Origin of the sequence: Paenibacillus sp. EKM301P, assembly GCF_011800295.1 — a bacterium.
Lineage (GTDB): Bacteria > Bacillota > Bacilli > Paenibacillales > Paenibacillaceae > Paenibacillus > Paenibacillus polymyxa.
Window position 1 is genome coordinate 238,625 of record NZ_JAALFM010000002.1, and the last position, 18,206, is coordinate 256,830.

Genomic DNA, 18,206 nt, shown 5'->3' on the forward strand with positions numbered 1-18,206 from the left:
CGTCATGACAAGAAGTAAAGATAAGCACTGACCGCTCCCGGAATAACTGCTGTCATAAAAGGAAACCTGAGGTGTGCTTCTCTCCCGCTTGTCAGCGCTTTGCCGCTGCGAAACAGGAAAAATCCTCCCAAATTAAACGCCACGCGTCGCAATCTCATGATGGTTTCCCTCCTCCATAGCAAAATCCCTATACCAATAATGCCTGCAAAAAAAATCGAATATAGAGCCGATTGCCATGCAAAAGCAGCTCCTGTCCAGGCTCCAATTAAGCCGAACAGCTTTACATCTCCTGCACCAATTGCTCCCATCCAGTACAAAATCAGCATGAATCCAAAGCCGGTGCCAAGACCAGCAATAGCAAATAAAAAACCGTGCCAACCTCCGAACAGAGTATTGAACAGCAAGCCTACCGCTATGCCGGGCAATGTAAGCTTATTAGGTATTTTCATGCTTCGTAAATCTGTCACTAGCGCGATCGCCAGCAGAACTCCGCACACAATATACATCCACGTCAATGCGATCTTCCCCCTTATAACAATGAAAATTAACAGGCCTGCTAAATCATTTTTCATTGTAGTTATCTCTATACATCTATATCTAGCCTATCCATCAGTTGTCTTCTGCACAGAAAACGGAACCTCAATACGTTGGCCATCCTCCGTTTCAATTACAAAGCTCCATTGACCTGGTGTTGTGTTTGTTCCCACAAACCAGTTCCATTCAACAATCCCGTCTGCATCGGCCGAGGTCCAGCCCAAGTGCTGAGCTGTGCTTTCACCTGACTTATAGAGTACAGAAAGGGCAGCATTCGTCCCAGGTTCAACCTTGGCCTTGATCAAATTGTATACACCCTTCACAGCAGGTTCAGGCTTGACGAGCAACTGTATGGAATGCTGCGCATCCTTCTCCCCTGTTGCATCACCTGTACCTGCTCCCTCTCCTGTATCACCAATCCAAAGACGTTCCTCAGCTGCCGCTTGGAGCACAATGTTGCGATACAAAAAGGGAACCTTCATCGGCAGTTCATACGATAGCTCTACTCTAAAATAAGGGTCCTTAGTTTCTGTAAGAGAGGGTACATGTACGCTCGTTATGTGAATACGGTCATACTCCAGAATACTTTTCTCCATAAAAGGCTTTAGCATCGGCTTCAGAACAGGATCAAGTGCAGCCTCCGTCAAGCGTCCCTGTAACTCCTCCAGCGGCTTTTTGCCGCCTTGAATAGCAGTTTCTACCCAATCACCGATTGGAGGTGGCAGTTGGGCAGCGAATTGGCTTGCATATTCACTCACAGATAACTTGGGCAGTTCATCCAGCGGTTCGCGGACTGCATCTATTTTCGCGGACGTCGTCTCCACGGCTAGAGACACTGGGTAGATTTTAGCCGAAACCTGCTTAACCGTTTCTGAAGCAGTAGTCTGCAAAGCTGTGGAGACCAGTGTCATTTGGACCATATAAATGAGAAAAATAATAAAAAACAAAAACAATGGCAGCACCAATGACGCTTCTAAAACAATACTTCCTTGTTCACGCTGCTTCTGTCCACACACCTGTTGTAGATACTGATTAGTAGGAAAAATGCGCTGTTTTCGTGACATAGTACACACTTCCCTTAATACTCTCGCCTTCTTTGGAGGCGGTTCCGAGCATCTTCATTACTCCAGGTAGAAACCACAGCCTCATCCCATTCTTGACCTCACCCTTTGCATACGTCCGTCGCTCAGCGGGATTGACATCTGTATTCAAGCGAATCAAAGCAAGCATACGAGACATTTTTCGTTCATTATTGCTATGAAGCATCAGGAACAATCGCAAATGATCCTTGTAAGTCATTCGAAATTTCAGAAAGTCAGACAAAGGCACATCCCCTTTTTGTGCCAGCATGATCATATCTTCAATCGCCTTCTCTACTCCATATAACAAAGCTGCCGCCAAAACGACCAACGGGTTACCCTTTGAACTGTTTTTGACCAGTCCCTCCATCGTTCGAATGGCAAGCCTCATAGCAAAAATTTCCCCATAGGCAGATGCCAGGTTACCTGTCGGATTATGAAACCCATACAAAATGTACTCAACTTCCTGATTATTCACCTCCAACTGGTCCCCTAAAATCTGTGCAGCATTACCCACATTTCCACCTGATCCAGCCAAATTGCCAAATCGGCTGAAATCCACATGATGGAAGTAAGAAAGCGCATATTCATTCTGGTAAAACTCGTCTCCCAGTTGAGTCAGTAAGTTGGATGCCGCCTCGTATAGACCATCCATACTATCCATGGAATCCCCCGCTGCATCATAGGTGTCATAGGACAAATCAGCGGATACAGATGGACTGGATGAAGATTGATTAAAAGAAATACTTTCATTGTAATACTGCTCCACCACTCGGAATTGCTCAGCACTTTGTTTACCTTTAGAAAGAACCTCAATGATCCGATAAGCTTGCTTGAGCTTGTTTTTCGCCTCTTTTTCCATTTTCTTGCGTTCTTTGTCCGGTCCGCGTCGCGTATCCATCGTTCTAGCCTCACCGTCGAGAACATTGGCGGGTCCCGCCCAAGCATACGTATTTAAGTATTTATCTATCTCCTTGAGCGTTGAAGCAACTTCTTGCTTGAGCATGTCTGCATTCAAAAATGGATCTGTATAGAAAGATAGCGTACGCATCATACTCGTTACTCTATTGTTAGCAGCATTTATTGCAGTCCGTTGCTTTTCGATTTCTGCTTCCCATTGCTCAAATTCATTGTTCGGAACCAACAAATCCTCTGCCCTTTGCCGGGCACTTCCTACAGACGGATCGGCGTTGGAGCCTGCTCCGCTTGGGGTGGGGGCTGCGGAAACCTCGTCATAACCTGCATTGGCCGCTCTCTGTTTATATTGGACAATGACTTTGCGCATTTCTTCATTAATTTGCCGAGCTTCATTCAAAGGTTCCTTGGCTTCCAGAAGCAGCTTATCATGCTCCTCTCCAGTCTGAACCATGACCTGTCGCAGGCGATCCAGCGCTATCCTTGCCCTTCTTGCATATTTCTCCATCTGCATGATTTTAACATCGTCCACACTCTTCTTGTTGTCCTCATATACATGCACGTAATGCTTATATTGAGCAGCAATGTCGGCTACAACTTCAAGTGGGTCCCATATATACTGATTGGGCATATATGTCCCCCTCTGTTTAATAATCCGTTTGCGAACCTCTTCCATATAAGCTCCTGCCTTACGCTGTTTCTCCAGCATGTCATCCAGTTTGGCCTCTCGTCTGTCGTACAGCTTTTGCAGCCGTTTCAGCAAATCTACCGTGTGTGAAGCCTCTTTCATATTTTGAGAGAGCGGCTTTAGCTTTTCTAGCACTTCCATCGTAAAATCGACAGGTGCTTTATACTTCATCTCTTCACGGATTTGCTCGTTAAATATGGCATATTTACCAAGCTCCCTTTCCATTTGCAGTGAACTGGAATCCAGCTTCATATTCATTAGCGGCAGCGTTTCCGCGCGCGCCGTACGCCGTGTACTGTCATTCAGCACTTTGACCATTATTTGTTCTCCGCCACCTTCACCATAAGCAAACAAACCGTATTCCTGCTGTAATGCCGGGTCATAAGCAGACATCACTGACCGAACCGCCGCATAGGTCAGCCGTTCAGTCTGTACATGCAGCGCAGCAATTCTCGCATAATCAATAAATACAGCAATAAAACCAAACATGACCGCCAAAATCAGAATGAGGAAAACCGTGACAGCCCCTGATTCCCTGTCCTTTGTATTACGTCCCTTACCAAACACCCGCTTCCTCCTTTCCAGTTACATTCCCGTTACCTACTCCTTACTGACCGTTTTGCCCATATTGCATCAATACTTTCCCTACAATTGCCGGATCTACCTTTTCACCTGAGCCTCTCCCCATAAACTTCGCACCATAATAACGGACCAACTCCACTGTACGAATCCATTCCACAGGTTCCACCACACCCGAGCTCATTTTTCCTTGTAAATCTGTATGATCTAAAAACTGATTCAACAAAGGTACCTCCACGATTTTATTTAGCTCTGTGGTCACCTTACGGTGAATCATACTGTTCTCATATGTCATCTGCCCATGCATGCCCGCAGGCATTCTATTTTCTGCATTGGACAACTTCTGAGCAGGTAACGAGCCTCCTTCATTGCCGCCCGGTACCTGTACAGTTTCCTGATTATTGGCTCCGGCCCAGCCAAACAGGGCGCCTAACATAACATCATCCTTCAAGCGCCAATAGAGAGAATCCCGTTGCCCTTGCGCAAATGCTCCCGTACGTGGGTCCTTAAAGCTGTTATCCCAACTGTAAGCGGCTCTTTCCGAAGCAGTAGAAGCAACCTGCACCAATATAGATTTTTGATATATATACAGGCAAAAAAATAACATTATAAAAATGACCAACAGCAGAATGGGAAAGACGAGGGAAGCCTCCAAGGAGAAGCTCCCGTCCTCTTTTTGTACCAATTTGCGCAGCATTATGAATCCATAAAGTCGTTACTTTTTTTATCTGCCTTTTTCAACAGCCCTTCTACAATTTTCTTAATCTGATCTTTAAAGATAATCGCCACCGCAATCAGAATCGCAATGATCAAGATCATTTCTAACGTCCCCAAACCATCCTCATTCTTGTACAATTTACGAATACTACCTGCTACAATTGTCATCATCATTTTATTCCTCCTACATATTCATCATCATTAAAGCCGGAGCACCCACCAGCACAATGACCGTTAGCAAAATTAGTGCCATCGGGAAGACTAACTTTGAAGAAGCCTGTTCCCCTCTTGTGCGGCTAATTGAAGTCCGCTTGCTCCATAACGTCTGAGATAACTCACGTAAAGCCATTACAAAATCGCTCCCACCACGCCTCATATTCAATAAAACTGTCGTTGTAAATATCGTCACTTCTTGAATACCACAACGTTTGCTCAGATGTTCAAATGCCTGTTGAAAGGAATAGCCACTTTCCCATTCCCCCACTGTCTGCCGCAATTCCCGATACAATGGATGTACCGTATCCGCCCCTTTACGTTCCACGCAATGAAGCAAAGCCCGTTGTACCGTCTCTCCCGCACCAACTAGAAGCATCATTTTACTCAACAATTCAGGCAATTCCATTAAGATTTGCTGATCCCGCTTCTGTACTTTCCCATGTAAATCCTTGACCAGCGCAACTGGCACCAGAATACCGAGCCCCAATCCAAGCACCAGCCCAGTCGCTTCTCCGCCCATCATAAGCGATATTAAAGCTCCACCAGCAGCCACCATATATCCGTAACCCAACATTTCTGCCAGAAAAAGCATCGTTTTTTCTCCGCTGTGGCGCATACCATACAGCTTCTGTATCGAACGCTGTAGCTTGAACATCAGCAAAGGCAGCCTATGAGTGGCACGTGAAACATGAAGCATGTGTACAAAAGGCACCGAAAGTTTTTGCAGCCGCATTCCTTCCAGTTTCATATGGCGAAAATGTGCATACTTAGCAGCGTACATTTGGTTCAGCACCACCCAACCTCCCACTTGCAGAACCAGCATGACCAGACAAACCAACATCAACACACCCATCACTCCTTACACCTCAATCTTCATAATGTGGTTGATCCACACGAGACAGCCACCAAGCACCAGAAGACAAAAGGTTGATAAAATCCTACCTGTACCGCTGTATAACGGCATCATGTAGTCTCCCGCTGTCACTGTCATAAACAAAACAAACAAAAAAGGTGCTGCAAACATAACCCTCGATTCAAAGCGCTTCTGCGCAATCATTACACCGATCTCCTGCTGAATTTCCAGCTTCTCCCCAATGACACTTGAAGCCCGTCGTACGACTTCCACCAGATCACCTCCGGTTCGTTTGCAAGCCGCAAATACGTCCGCAAAATTCGTAATATCCTCCATCTGGGCCCGACGAGCCAAATCCTGCAAAGCAGCCTCTACAGGCTGTCCGATTTCAAGGCAGGCTGTAATAATGTTAAATTCAAAAATCAGATCGTGATCTCCATCCGGACTAAGCAACCTCAAATCCTCTACAGCCTCACGAAACCCATTCTCCACCGACCTTCCCGCTGAAAGAGAAGAAGAAAGCGAGTATAAAGCCTGCTTGAATTGAATGCTTAAAGCAGACCTACGTCGTTGCAGCAAAAACTTTCTAAAATAACGAGGCATCACCACAGCACCAGCAGCACACAGCAACGATAATATCCATTGGTGATAAAATAGATATCCGATCATCGCGAACAACACTCCACTAAAGAGAATGCACATACTTTTTTGTACAGTCGATAAGGTATACACCGTATAATCCGGCAGAGAAGGGACCTCACGCGACACTTGCTTGCCAGTCGCCTTTTCTGTTCTCATGCCGATACTCCTTCTCTGTGCCAGCTTTCCGGCTTGATTCCGGCCATTTGCAGCTTCAATGTATGTTGCAGCCCCACACCACAACGCTCCAGTTCCCCTACGATTTGTCCTTTACTTTCTCCGCGTTCCTGGAAGCGATAAAGGGGATTCAATCTTACCTCACCATTCTCAAAGCCAATCACTTCGCTAATTTCCAGCACCCTTCTGGATTTGTCACGTAGTCGTGACAGATGAACGAATATATCAATGGCCGAGCTGATCTGTTGCCGTACTACTCCAAGCGGAAGCTCTGCTCCTCCGAGTACCATCGTTTCCAGCCGGCTGACCATATCGCGGATATTATTCGCGTGCCCAGTTGATAAGCTTCCATCGTGTCCTGTGTTCATCGCTTGCAGCATATCCAACGCCTCACTCCCTCTGACCTCACCCACCACGATGCGATTGGGCCGCATACGCAGGGAGGAACGGATCAGATCACGAATCGTGATTTCTCCCTTCCCCTCGGTGTTCGCGTTCCGTGTTTCCATGGAAACCAGGTTGGGGACAGTCACAATTTGCAACTCTGCCGAATCTTCAATCGTAATAATCCGTTCAGACGAAGGGATGAACTGGGATAATGCATTCAGAAAAGTTGTTTTACCAGAACCCGTTCCGCCGCTTATAAAAATGTTGTACTTGCTGCGTACCAAGTCTTTGAGCATAGCCGCGGCTTCTGTATTGAGCGCACCTATTCGTATCAAATCATCCATCGTCATGGGACGCTCGGGGAACTTCCGTATGGTCATTGTCGGCCCCTTGAGAGCAACTGGCGGCAGTACAATATTTACACGTGATCCGTCCTTTAATCGGGCATCCACAATGGGAGAAGCCTCATTCACAATTCGGTTCACCCCGGCTACAATTGTCTGGATCAAATCCTCCAGTCGTTCGCGGGATTCGAATTGATCGGACACCTGAATCACCTCACCTGCCCGCTCTACAAAGATTTCCCGATGACTGTTGATCATGATTTCCGTAACGGTCGGGTCATCAATCAATGGCTGGAGCACATCCAACCCACGGAAAGAGTTGAAAATTTTGCGGACAAGTGCATGCTTCTCTCGGGAAGTTAAGCTCGCTAGCTCTACGTCGTGTAAAATTCGCTTTTCGATATGCCGTACTAGATCTGTATCTTTTACTGAGGACGTTACGTCCAGCCCGTTACGAATATCTGCGCGCAATGCCTTAAATTGTTCCTCATTCATGTTCATCATCCCCTTAAGACCAAGCAGCCGTCGACTGTGCAGCGCTCTCCATATCCAGCAGCTCGCGGCACAAATGGCGGATTTCCCGCTGATAAATCGGTGAACTTAGCAGCAGTTCACGATGCTGCATCTGTTTCCATGAAGGTATATAGGGTAACGCACCGTTCAGCTCCATAAAGTCACGAGGTAACGAGTTGATCATAGTTCCCATGTAGCGGTTCACCACAAAGCTGGTTTTGCATATCATGGCTTCAAGCCCCTCAGGCTGCGTAGTTTCTAAAACATCCAGCCATAATCCGCACTTGTGCATACTCATTAAATCGTCAGCGAGCAACCAGATTACCTTATGACTAGCTTCAAGCACGGCTTGAGCCCGCTCACCATGTTCAGAATCGCTATCTACGATCACTACATCATATTGCCCGCTTTCACCAATCGTTCGAATGAGCTCTTTCGCTTCAACACAAGTCATATCCGTCAATTCCTTGCGATTATAGACAGGTTGAAACGTATCAGCCTGAATTTCAGGACGACGTACACAATAGGAAGCCACAGATAACGAAGCACCCTCATTTCCCTCCGACTTGAGATCATACAGTAGTCTGGACAGTCCTTCTCTTTCTCCTTGTGCTCCGCTAGAACTGTCTGAACCAGTAAACAACGAGCTTGAATCCACCGTTTCCAGATTCAAATAAAATACCGAATATCCCTCATTCCCCAGTTGCTTGGACAGATTGAGCGCGGCCGTTGTCTTGCCCAATCCGCCTGAAGCTGCCACCATGCCGATAATCATTCCACCTTCCCGACTGTTTACGCTTTTCCGACCATTCGACCTCTGTCTCGCCGTTTCCAAAATAAAACCGACCAGCTCAGATAAAGGCTGATATTTTAATACAGGCTGCCCATATTCGCTTACTTGTTCTCCCTCATGTAATACCAAACAAGGAATATCTGCATCTTCCCGAGCTGTCCATAGACTCAGAAAAGACATTTCACCTACTACCACATCTGGTCTTTTCATTCCGCTGGTTTCCATCATGTATTGATGAAATGCCTCCGGCTGCGAAAAAGCCGTTATTCTGAGCCTTCTGGCGTACTCGCTTCCATGAACATAATTCAGCAGAGGCTCAATATAATCCCGACCTTCTACGGCTAATACCACTTTTACCGGAACCAATACGCTCATCCCCTTTCCCAACACAACAACGCAAAAAAGCACCGTTCATCCATCCGTAAGTACATACGGTTGGTGAACGGTGCTTCCGTCACGTGCAATCTATTTACTGGTAGAATAGCATAGCACCTATGTTAGAGCAAGTATTTTTTGCGCACGTATTTTCCTAGAATCCTGGTACTAGGAGAAGGCGGGCAAGTCTAGCCCCGCCTCCTACGATCTTCAACTTAGTAGAATTTGTGGTGACGACGATGACAGTCATGATGGCGATGATGACGATGATGACGACGTTTCCGGCAATGACATTTCTTATCAAAGTCTTCATGTTTCCAGTGATCACGTTTAAATTTTGGTTTAAACTTAATGACAGTCACCTTAATGATTTTCTTAAAAACACGTTTTTTTGGCTTTGGAAAATGACAATCATGTTTACGATGTTTATACATTCAAACTCGCCTCCATTTCTTTGAGATAGAATATACTATGGAAGCAGTGAACAACCGGTAACCAGCATATGACTATTTATGAATGGATTGGGCATTTTAATAATCTGTCTCCAGCTTAATATCCGGATCATAATCCGCCACGATAAGAACATCCATATGACGTGCTTGACGGAGAATCCTCGGCACGACCGCACTCTTCCCCCAACAGCTACTTCGGGAAAACTGCCCCACAATGAGCTGCGTGCCTGAATATCCTTCCACTGGAGCAATCAAAATGTCGGCAATCTCGCGTCGGCTGGAAACAAGCCGAATTTCAAAGGTTCCCCCCAGTCGGTGGGTCAGCAACTTTAGTTGTTCCAGACGAGGGAGTAACCTCTCCGGTATACGCTCACCAACATGAACATAAGTCACAATCCATACAGCCTTTAGGCGAAAGGCGATCCGAAAACCGCGGCGAATCAACCTTTCAGCATTTTCGCTTAGCGTCACGCCTACAAAAATCACTTCCTCCCTGCGCCACGGTCCCCGAAGTGACTCATGCCGATCCCAGGATTCCAGCCGCTCATCTACATCATCTGCCAATTCCCGCAAAGCAAGTTCACGCAGCGCAATTAGATTACCCAGCTTAAAAAAGTGGCTAAGTGCCTGCTCCACCTTTGCACGATCGTAAATTTTGCCTTCACGCATACGCTGCTGTAACGATTTGGGAGCCACATCCACAAGCTGTACTTCATCGGCCAGACGCATCATATGGTCGGGGACAGTCTCTCTCACCCGAATGCCAGTAATTTGTTCTACGGCGTCATTCAAGCTCTCCAGGTGCTGCACATTCATTGTGGATATAACAGAAATACCTTGCTCCAAAATGGCCAGTACATCCTCATAACGTTTAGATTTCAGACTTCCCGGAACATTGGTATGTGCCAGCTCGTCAATTAGCACTACCTCAGGATTACGCCTGAGAATGGCTTCAGTGTCCATCTCTTCCAAATGTGCACCATGACGCTCGATGGACTGGCGGGGTATCATCTCCAGAAAGCCTACCTGGGCTAGTGTTTCTGCTCTTCCGTGCGTTTCCAGCAATCCGATCACCACATCAATCCCGCTTTCCAGCAGATCATTTCCCTCTCTCAGCATGGTGTATGTTTTGCCGACCCCCGGAGCAGCACCAATGTATACCTTGAGCTTGCCCCTCAGGATTTTGGCTTCCTCAGCCTGTACTTCCTCAACACTCAAACGATGATACGGGTCAGTATCTCCTTCCTCCTGTCTCATCGTTGGCAGGATCCGTTCACCCTCCTGCTCGGCTCGGTCCGCAATCAACAGCAGGTCCATATTTTTCATTCGTTTTAAAATTCCGTTCACCAGTGATCCTCTAACCAGCTCCTGCCATGGAGTCTGACGAGAATGACCCATAACAATTCGGGTAACATTGTGAGTCACCGCATAATGGATAAGTTGACGTGGTAGCCTTCTACGGGAAAGGAGCGGGATTTCTTCAAATGTCGATCCGATCTTGTCAGCCAACTGCTCAATGGAGCGCTTGAAGGCTGCTGATTCCTTGGACAACTTGCTTTTCGAGCTGACAAAGGAGACCACCAGCATATCTCCACCCAACCGCTTGGCCACCTGTTCCCCCCTGCGTACATAAATGGACCCATTCCAATGATACTGGACAGGCACCAAAATACGCTCTGCTGCTCCTGACGCCCCGTGCAAGCCTAGCTCCTCCCGATGCCGTTCCAGCGAATCATTCACATCCTCTGCCACCAATCGCAGAGCGAGCTCACGCAATTTACCCAGATTTCCCCGGTGAAACATCTCAGGATTGGGCGTATGCATGTAACCTTTCGCCAGCCGTTCCAGAATCATCTCCGGGGTGGCATCAATTAGACGAATTTCATCCGCCAGCTCCAATGTATCAACCGGAACCGTATATTCCGCTTCAAAGCCTGTCAGCTGATATACCCACTCCGTGATCCCTTCGAGTTCATAAACATTGACCGTCGTAATGACGCTAATTCCCATCTCCAGCAAATACCGAATATCCTCCAACCTTGTTGGAAATGTGGCCTCTTTTCGGTTATGATGTGCCAAATGATCCACCAGCACCACCTCAGGATTTCGTGCCACCAAAGCTTCCACATTCAGATCCTTTTGCTCCTCGCCATCCTTCATCCAATGAATACTGGGTACTCGCTCTAGGGAACCGACCTGTTCCACGGTCTCACGCCGCTGCAGAGTCGATACCGCACAAATTACAACATCAATCCCTTCATGCTGCAGCGATTGTCCCTCCTGCAGCATATGATACGTTTTGCCCGAGCCACTGACCGCACCAATGTATATTTTGAGTCTGCCTCGATGCAGTTTGTTAATGGAATCCAGTATTTCCTCTGGTGATTTACGTTTGAAGCTCTCCAATTTCGTTCCTCCCCGCAGCGTAACAGCTCGTTCCGAACCCTTTTGTGTGGTTGTAAAGAATGTACTCCCGTGTCCCGGTTAATTCAAGATGACCCAACAAGCTTGCTTCAAAAAAAGCAGCACAATTTAGCATAAGCGTAAAAAAGCGTGCATTCAGGCACTTTATGCCCGTCTGCACGCTATTTTGAGTAATTCATATAGGATCACTTCCTACGAGACTCACTTGCTATTTTCGCCAACGATTCCTCGCTGTTGAAATAACTTTCGCCATACCACACCATGAGACGGGGAAAATAGAAAAGCCAAAAGCAGCAACACACCCGACACACACAGCATACAAGCCGCAATAGATGCATCCAATACAGTTGCTGTATAAAAGCCTACGATCGAGCTAATGGCTCCAACTCCCACGCTGTATGCAATCATACGGGACAGCTTCTCCGTCAGCAAATAAGCGGTAAGCGGCGGTACAACGAGCATGCCAACCACTAGAATTGCACCCACGCTCTCAAATGACGCCACTGTTGTTAACGATACAAGACTCATTAGCAGATAATGAAAAAAAACAACCGGAATGCCTAATGAAGCTGCCAATGCAGGATCAAAGGAAGTGACTTTAAATTGCTTGAAAAAGCCCCCTACCACGAGCAGATTGATCAAAAACATCGCGCCCGTAATCCACACAGCCCTCGGACCTATATCGAAGCCAGCAATCTCTATCGTATTCCACGGGACATAAGCAATTTCCCCATACAAAACGTGGTCCATATCCAGATGGGCATTGGAAGCAAACACGCTGATCAGCAGTACACCAATAGCAAACAATGTCGTAAACACCACGCCAATGGCAGCATCACTTTGCAGACCGCTTTGTTGGAATAGCTGAATCAGATACACTGTTAGAAGCCCCAGCACGGCTGCACCAAACATCATCCACACCGAATCCCTCGATCCACTGATTAGAAAGGCAATGACAATACCAGGCAGTACCGCATGACTGATTGCATCACCAATCATAGCCATTTTCCGAAGCACGAGAAAGCATCCGACGATACTACATCCCCCTGCCACTAACATTCCCGTCAGAATCACATAAAATGAACTCATAGGGCACGCTCCTCCCTTGGCTGTGCTCCGACTCCCTGCTCCAGACTTTTTCTGGCGTTCAACCGAACAATAGCCTTGGAAATCATTCCGCGCTGTGGTGCAAAGATCAGACTTACACCAAATACCACAGTCGCACACAACACGCACAATGGTCCTGTAGGCAGGTTTTGTCCCAGAGAGCTAATAACGGTCCCACCCAGACCCGCTATAGCACCAAACAAGCCTGAGAGGCATACCATAACACCCAGCTTCTCTGTCCAGTATCTTGCCGACACGGCCGGGGTAATTAGCAGAGCAGCCATCATAATGACGCCCACAGCTTGAATACCAGCCACCACCGCAATAACAATCAACAGCATCAATAACTTATCCAGTAAACCTGCCGGAAAACCAAGTCCACGGGCAAAGCCGGGATCAAAGCTAAGCAGCTTAAATTCCTTGAAAAATAATATACATATTCCGATGAGCACCACCGAAATTACCGCCATCGTATAGACATCAGACAACACCATTGCCGCAGCCTGGCCAAATAAAAATTTATCCAACCCACTTTGGTTGCCTGCACCACTATGCTGAATTTCGGTCAACAACATAATGCCGAAGCCAAAAAACACGGACAGCACCGCTGCAATCGCCGAATCGCTTTTAATTCGCGAATACCGGGTTAACGCACTGATGGCAAAGGTGGCAACAATCCCTGCAATGGCTGCCCCAATCATAAATCCAAATATGGATTTTGTGCCTGTGATCATAAATGCCACACATACCCCCGGCAAAGCCGCATGGGCCAAAGCATCTCCCATAAGCGATTGCTTACGCAAATACATGAAACTGCCAATCACCCCGCTGCTTAAACCGAGTAAAATGCATCCTAACAGAATCCACTGCATGTTCGGGTCTGTCAAAAGCGCCACCAAGCTTGTCATACTGCTCACCTCACTCCGAGTATCGTGCCGGATTCCGAGCCTGTTTTGAGTATACTCAGACGTCCACCATACGTACGTTGCAGATTTCCCTCGGTAAAAATATCTGCGGTCTCTCCAAACGCCATCAGATGCCCGTTCAACAGCATAACCTGGTCAAAATAATCCGTAACTGTAGATAAATCATGATGGACGACAAGCACGGTTTTCCCCTGCTGTTTTAGATCGTTAAGTAATGAAATAATAGCTTTTTCTGTTGCAGCGTCCACACCGACAAACGGTTCATCCATAAAATAAAGCTGAGCGTCCTGCGCAAGTGCTCTCGCCAAAAAAACACGTTGCTGCTGCCCGCCTGACAATTGACTAATCTGCCGGTCTGCAAATTTGCTCATTCCAACCTTGTCCAAACTCTCCATCGCAGCCTGACGATCTGCTGCTCCCGGACGCTTAAACCAGCCCAGTCTGCCGTACCGTCCCATCATAACCACATCCAGGGCATTCGTCGGAAAATCCCAATCCACCGACTCCCGCTGCGGTACATATCCAACCTTGAGTAGCTGTTGCTTATAGGGCTTGCCGTAGACCAGCACCTCACCCCTGAGCTTTGGAATTAGCCCAAGCACGGCCTTGATCAGTGTAGATTTGCCAGCTCCGTTGGGACCAATAATACCAATCAGCTTGCCTTCCGGCACCTCAAAGGAAACATCGAACAAAACGGGCTTTTTTTGATATGCTACCGATAAATCACGAACAACAAGTGGTGAATGTCCCATGTGTCTACGCCTCCTTATTTAAGAGCTCTAACGATCGTATTCACGTTATGCTTGACCATTCCAATATATGTTCCATCTTCTGTACCCTCTTCACCCATAGCATCCGAATACAGCTCGCCGCCAACCTTTATGGTATGACCTTGCTGAGCTGCACCCTGGATAACGGCATCGATGGCCTTTCTCGGCACACTCGATTCTACAAATATGGCTTTAATTTTATGCTCCACCAGATAATCTCTCAGCTTGGTCACATCTTGTGAGCCTGCCTCTGACTCGGTACTCATACCTTGAAGGCCTCTTACTTGAATCTGGTAAGCGTCTCCGAAATAGCCAAAGGCATCATGTGCTGTGACAAGTACGCGCTGAGCCTTCGGTATACTGGCAATCTGCTCTCTCGTGTAATCGTCCAGTTCTCGTAGCTCAGCGAGATAAGCTTCGGCATTGGCCTTGTAATCCTCCGCATGAGCAGCATCCAGTTCCGACAATTCATCTCTGACCGTTTCTACCGCAGACACCCAGTTTTGTACATCAAACCAAATATGCGGATCATACTCAGACCCCATTTCTGGACTAGCTGCACGCAATAGATTTTGAGCAATGTTTTTGGACACGGGTATAACGGGTTTTTGCTTGCTGATTTTCTCCAGAATGTCCTGCATTTTTCCTTCCAGATGCAACCCGTTATAAAAAATGATGTCGGCTTCATCCAGCTTACGCATATCTCCCTGAGAAGCCTTGTACAAATGTGGGTCAACACCTGACTTCATAATTCCCGTGACCTCCACATGATCACCGCCGACCTTCCCGACAATGTCAGAGATCATACCGATGGTAGTCGTAGCCTTTATTTTTTGCGCAGCCCCTCTCGCAGCTCCCTGCTCTGTCTTCTTGGCATCTGTACATGCAGTCGCTAGAACCAGAACCAGAGACAACACTCCAACCGTCGCTACCCATTGCGGCAAAGTCTTCTTAAACTGCTTGTTCATGTTTTAAAATCCTCCTCTTAATATTTGTTTTGGGACAAACTATTTCCTTGAGACAATTATTTTTTAACTACGCTATATTTTAGAGTATACACTAAAGTTTTTACCTAAGGAAACATTTTTGAGATATAAATCTTAACTATTCTTTTATATCGTTCGATTTTGGCTCTCTGAATGTGTAATATATAGAAGATATCCAGTCGTTATACCAAAGAAACCATACAAAGAAGGTGCAGGTCATGGACCCAACAGGATACAGCCCTTATCGGAACAAACGTCGGCAAATACAGTTACGAAAAATAATGCTCATATTTATGTTGGTATGTTGTCTGCTTACCCTAACTTCCTGTGCTCGGGGTGACATTCATGTAGATGTTCATCTGGATCAAAGTGTAGATATGGATGCAACGTTCAGCGTAAACAACCAGACACTGATGATGTTGGACAATCCGGGGCTGCTCGATCGATTAATTCAACGTATACAAAGCAACAATGTAGACGTACAGCCGCTATCGGAGCAGGGGAGAAAGGGTTATCAAATAAAGGGGCATTATCAAGGGGATTGGAGTACAAACCAAAAAAATCCCGATCAGGGTTCAAATCTGCCTGAGGGATTAGAAATAAATCGCGCAGTGAGCCAGCATTTTTTCACAACCAATATGGATCTTACGCTTAAGCTCGATCTACCTCGGATGCTTCCTGAAGAAGCTCGTGGCCTGAGTGATAAATTAGAACAAATGAATGTGTTCGCACGCAAATTACTAGAGCGGCAACTGGATCTTAACTTCAGCCTATCCCTACCCATCCAGCCTGCTTCCAGTAATGCGGACCGTGTGTCGGATGACGGAAAGACACTCTATTGGGACATTGCTCCATTAGAGTCTAACGAGCTAAAATTGTCGGTCAACGTACCCAATGTACGCCATATCGTGTATGTATCGGTTACGGGTCTTCTACTGATCGCAGTAGCTGTAATATTACTGATTCGTAATGATCGCCGCAAAAATAAACACAAAAAAAGCAACTAAAAAAATCGTTGCCTAATTTCTGGTGGGGGGATCTGACATTGGTCCTCTTCATCCTTGCCAAACCAACGATATCGGTTACGAGCTACCCAGTTATAGACTGCGTTGCGCACAAAGCGGGGAATCAAGATGAATACATAAGCCAGCGGATATGGAAAACGAAGGCGTTTGGCAATCCGTAAAGCTGCGGTTGACTTTGTATAATACGTACCGTCTTCAATCAGCACGAATGTATCCAGTTGATCTGTAGACAGTCCACCTGCACGTAAAAATTCTTGTCCTGCCTCGGATTGCAGGGAACCAAAATGGAATATTCCCTTAGGATCACGTTTGATAATGAAGCGGGTTGCTCCCTGACAAAAGTGGCATACCCCATCCACCAATACTATGGAATGTTCGATATGGATATGACTAGACTGGTTCATCAACGTACTTCACCTCCACAGAGAAATCAACGGCATGAAAACGCAACGATTTAATTATAAACAAAAAAACGTCGAAAATATCCGACGCTTGTCTAGAACTGTATAATCCTTACCTGTTCGAAAAACTAGCTCAATGCTTTCTCAAACAGCTGTTTAGCATTAATTTGCTCTAAAAACTCTTCATGGAACTGATCCATACACTTGCAGATAAAATCCTTATGGCATACCGGGCAAGGTGTCGTTAGCAGTCGACTAATATTCGTCAAAGTCCACTCCGGATTACGTTGAGAAAAAACGCGGCACTCCGTTCCATCGGCCAAACTCATTTTAAACTCATAAAGCCCTTCCTTTTCGTTGCTACCAGCCAGCGTGAAATTAACAATATTCGGTCTGTAAGACATCATATCACCCGTATTTTTCAAATTTGTTTCGTACCTGATGACCAGAATCACCTATGACATCTTAATGAATTTTGGCGGTGATGTCAAATGGTTGCACATATCAGCGGATCAAGATTTAGGTGCAAAAGCCGCCGATCCATCGGCGGCCGTGTGTGAAATCTTCAAAAAATGCGGTCAAATGACGTTGAGTTCAACATCAATATTACCGCGAGTGGCTTTGGAGTACGGACAAAAATCATGTGCTTGGCGTGCCAAATCTTCCGCCTGAGAACGCTCAATCCCCGGTATCTTTACATCCAGACGCACTGCCAACTGGAAGCCGCCGTCGCTTGGGTCCTTACCGATCGATACGTGGCTGGTGACCTCTACATTGTCCACCTTTACCTTGGCTTTGCGGGCCACATTCGCCAACGCACTCTCATAGCATGCGCCATAGCCTGCCGCAAACAATTGCTCCGGATTCGTAGCATCTCCACCTGCGCCACCCAGTTCCTTCGGTGTGCTCAGCTTATGCTTCAATACCCCGTCTGAAGAAGCCACTGAACCATCTCTTCCACCATGTACCGTTGCTGATGCTGTGTATAACGCTTCCATGACTTCATCTCTCCTTCTCCATCTTATTTGCATTCCGCAGGAATCCTCATCATGTTAATACATGATTTCCTTCTCGTATGTACTTTAAACGAGCCACGCAAAATGAATCATTTCAAAAGGGATAATAACCCTTTTATTTACCGTTTAGTTCCACTTCTTTTATGTTTACACTATATGTTATAAGCCCCTAACTTGATGATCCGCCTACACTTAGAAAATTCAAAACGACCAAGCTGCCCATTGAGAGCAATATAGCTTGGTTTTTTCCATTGTTTAGTTTTAATTAAGATGGCCAATTGCTTCAAAAA

At 46.5% G+C, this 18,206-nt stretch carries 18 protein-coding genes; 1 reads left to right on the forward strand and 17 read right to left on the reverse strand.

Annotation, left to right across the window (positions count from 1 at the left end):
- Positions 1–2: 2 nt before the first annotated feature.
- The 14 genes from HFD99_RS06535 to HFD99_RS06600 all read right to left on the reverse strand — a co-directional run bounded on the left by HFD99_RS06535 (position 3) and on the right by HFD99_RS06600 (position 15,456).
- On the reverse strand, positions 3–515 hold the full coding sequence (locus HFD99_RS06535; protein ID WP_013369967.1) for an A24 family peptidase: 513 nt from the start codon (positions 513–515) through the stop codon (positions 3–5).
- An 87-nt stretch (positions 516–602) separates the two neighbouring features.
- Positions 603–1,598, reverse strand: coding sequence for a pilus assembly protein (locus tag HFD99_RS06540; RefSeq protein WP_123796919.1), 996 nt, complete (start codon positions 1,596–1,598; stop codon positions 603–605).
- Positions 1,567–3,783 (reverse strand): DUF5702 domain-containing protein, encoded by a 2,217-nt coding sequence (locus HFD99_RS06545; protein WP_123796918.1) that lies wholly within the window; start codon positions 3,781–3,783, stop codon positions 1,567–1,569. Before HFD99_RS06545 ends, HFD99_RS06540 begins: the two co-directional genes overlap by 32 nt.
- 40 nt (positions 3,784–3,823) lie before the next feature.
- Positions 3,824–4,492 carry a TadE/TadG family type IV pilus assembly protein gene (locus HFD99_RS06550; protein ID WP_117288628.1) on the reverse strand — a complete coding sequence of 223 codons (669 nt, stop codon included), beginning with the start codon at positions 4,490–4,492 and terminating at the stop codon, positions 3,824–3,826.
- Positions 4,492–4,686 carry a Flp1 family type IVb pilin gene (locus HFD99_RS06555; RefSeq protein ID WP_016820682.1) on the reverse strand — a complete coding sequence of 65 codons (195 nt, stop codon included), beginning with the start codon at positions 4,684–4,686 and terminating at the stop codon, positions 4,492–4,494. The genes HFD99_RS06550 and HFD99_RS06555 overlap by 1 nt, the downstream gene beginning before the upstream one ends.
- Before the next feature lie 10 nt (positions 4,687–4,696).
- Positions 4,697–5,581, reverse strand: a complete 885-nt coding sequence (locus HFD99_RS06560; RefSeq protein ID WP_016820683.1) for a type II secretion system F family protein — start codon at positions 5,579–5,581, stop codon at positions 4,697–4,699.
- A 6-nt stretch (positions 5,582–5,587) separates the two neighbouring features.
- Positions 5,588–6,379: a type II secretion system F family protein gene (locus tag HFD99_RS06565; protein WP_016820684.1), complete on the reverse strand. Its 792-nt coding sequence runs from the start codon at positions 6,377–6,379 to the stop codon at positions 5,588–5,590.
- Complete coding sequence (locus tag HFD99_RS06570) at positions 6,376–7,623, reverse strand: CpaF family protein (protein WP_123796917.1); 1,248 nt, start codon at positions 7,621–7,623, stop codon at positions 6,376–6,378. The genes HFD99_RS06565 and HFD99_RS06570 overlap by 4 nt, the downstream gene beginning before the upstream one ends.
- A 13-nt stretch (positions 7,624–7,636) precedes the next feature.
- A complete protein-coding gene (locus tag HFD99_RS06575; RefSeq protein ID WP_123796916.1) occupies positions 7,637–8,809 on the reverse strand; it encodes an AAA family ATPase in 1,173 nt (390 codons plus the stop codon).
- Between the two features lie 530 nt (positions 8,810–9,339).
- Positions 9,340–11,667 carry a histidine kinase gene (locus tag HFD99_RS06580; RefSeq protein ID WP_123796915.1) on the reverse strand — a complete coding sequence of 776 codons (2,328 nt, stop codon included), beginning with the start codon at positions 11,665–11,667 and terminating at the stop codon, positions 9,340–9,342.
- Positions 11,668–11,886: 219 nt separating this feature from the next.
- Positions 11,887–12,774 (reverse strand): metal ABC transporter permease, encoded by an 888-nt coding sequence (locus tag HFD99_RS06585; RefSeq protein WP_016820689.1) that lies wholly within the window; start codon positions 12,772–12,774, stop codon positions 11,887–11,889.
- Positions 12,771–13,700 carry a metal ABC transporter permease gene (locus HFD99_RS06590; protein ID WP_016820690.1) on the reverse strand — a complete coding sequence of 310 codons (930 nt, stop codon included), beginning with the start codon at positions 13,698–13,700 and terminating at the stop codon, positions 12,771–12,773. Before HFD99_RS06590 ends, HFD99_RS06585 begins: the two co-directional genes overlap by 4 nt.
- Before the next feature lie 5 nt (positions 13,701–13,705).
- The gene (locus HFD99_RS06595) at positions 13,706–14,470 is read right to left on the reverse strand and encodes a metal ABC transporter ATP-binding protein (RefSeq protein ID WP_013369953.1); all 765 of its coding nucleotides are present in this window, start codon (positions 14,468–14,470) and stop codon (positions 13,706–13,708) included.
- A 14-nt stretch (positions 14,471–14,484) separates the two neighbouring features.
- Complete coding sequence (locus HFD99_RS06600; protein WP_123796914.1) at positions 14,485–15,456, reverse strand: metal ABC transporter solute-binding protein, Zn/Mn family; 972 nt, start codon at positions 15,454–15,456, stop codon at positions 14,485–14,487.
- A gap of 236 nt (positions 15,457–15,692) precedes the next feature.
- On the opposite strand from HFD99_RS06600, the gene HFD99_RS06605 reads away from it, so the two are divergent.
- Positions 15,693–16,481, forward strand: a complete 789-nt coding sequence (locus HFD99_RS06605) for a DUF3153 domain-containing protein (protein ID WP_090887972.1) — start codon at positions 15,693–15,695, stop codon at positions 16,479–16,481.
- Here the strand turns inward: HFD99_RS06605 and HFD99_RS06610 are convergent.
- The 3 genes from HFD99_RS06610 to HFD99_RS06620 all read right to left on the reverse strand — a co-directional run bounded on the left by HFD99_RS06610 (position 16,478) and on the right by HFD99_RS06620 (position 17,898).
- Positions 16,478–16,903 carry a thiol-disulfide oxidoreductase DCC family protein gene (locus HFD99_RS06610; RefSeq protein WP_123796979.1) on the reverse strand — a complete coding sequence of 142 codons (426 nt, stop codon included), beginning with the start codon at positions 16,901–16,903 and terminating at the stop codon, positions 16,478–16,480. The genes HFD99_RS06605 and HFD99_RS06610 overlap by 4 nt on opposite strands.
- A gap of 125 nt (positions 16,904–17,028) precedes the next feature.
- On the reverse strand, positions 17,029–17,355 hold the full coding sequence (locus HFD99_RS06615) for a hypothetical protein (RefSeq protein ID WP_017426537.1): 327 nt from the start codon (positions 17,353–17,355) through the stop codon (positions 17,029–17,031).
- A gap of 123 nt (positions 17,356–17,478) precedes the next feature.
- Complete coding sequence (locus HFD99_RS06620; protein ID WP_013369947.1) at positions 17,479–17,898, reverse strand: organic hydroperoxide resistance protein; 420 nt, start codon at positions 17,896–17,898, stop codon at positions 17,479–17,481.
- Between the last annotated feature and the right edge of the window lie 308 nt (positions 17,899–18,206).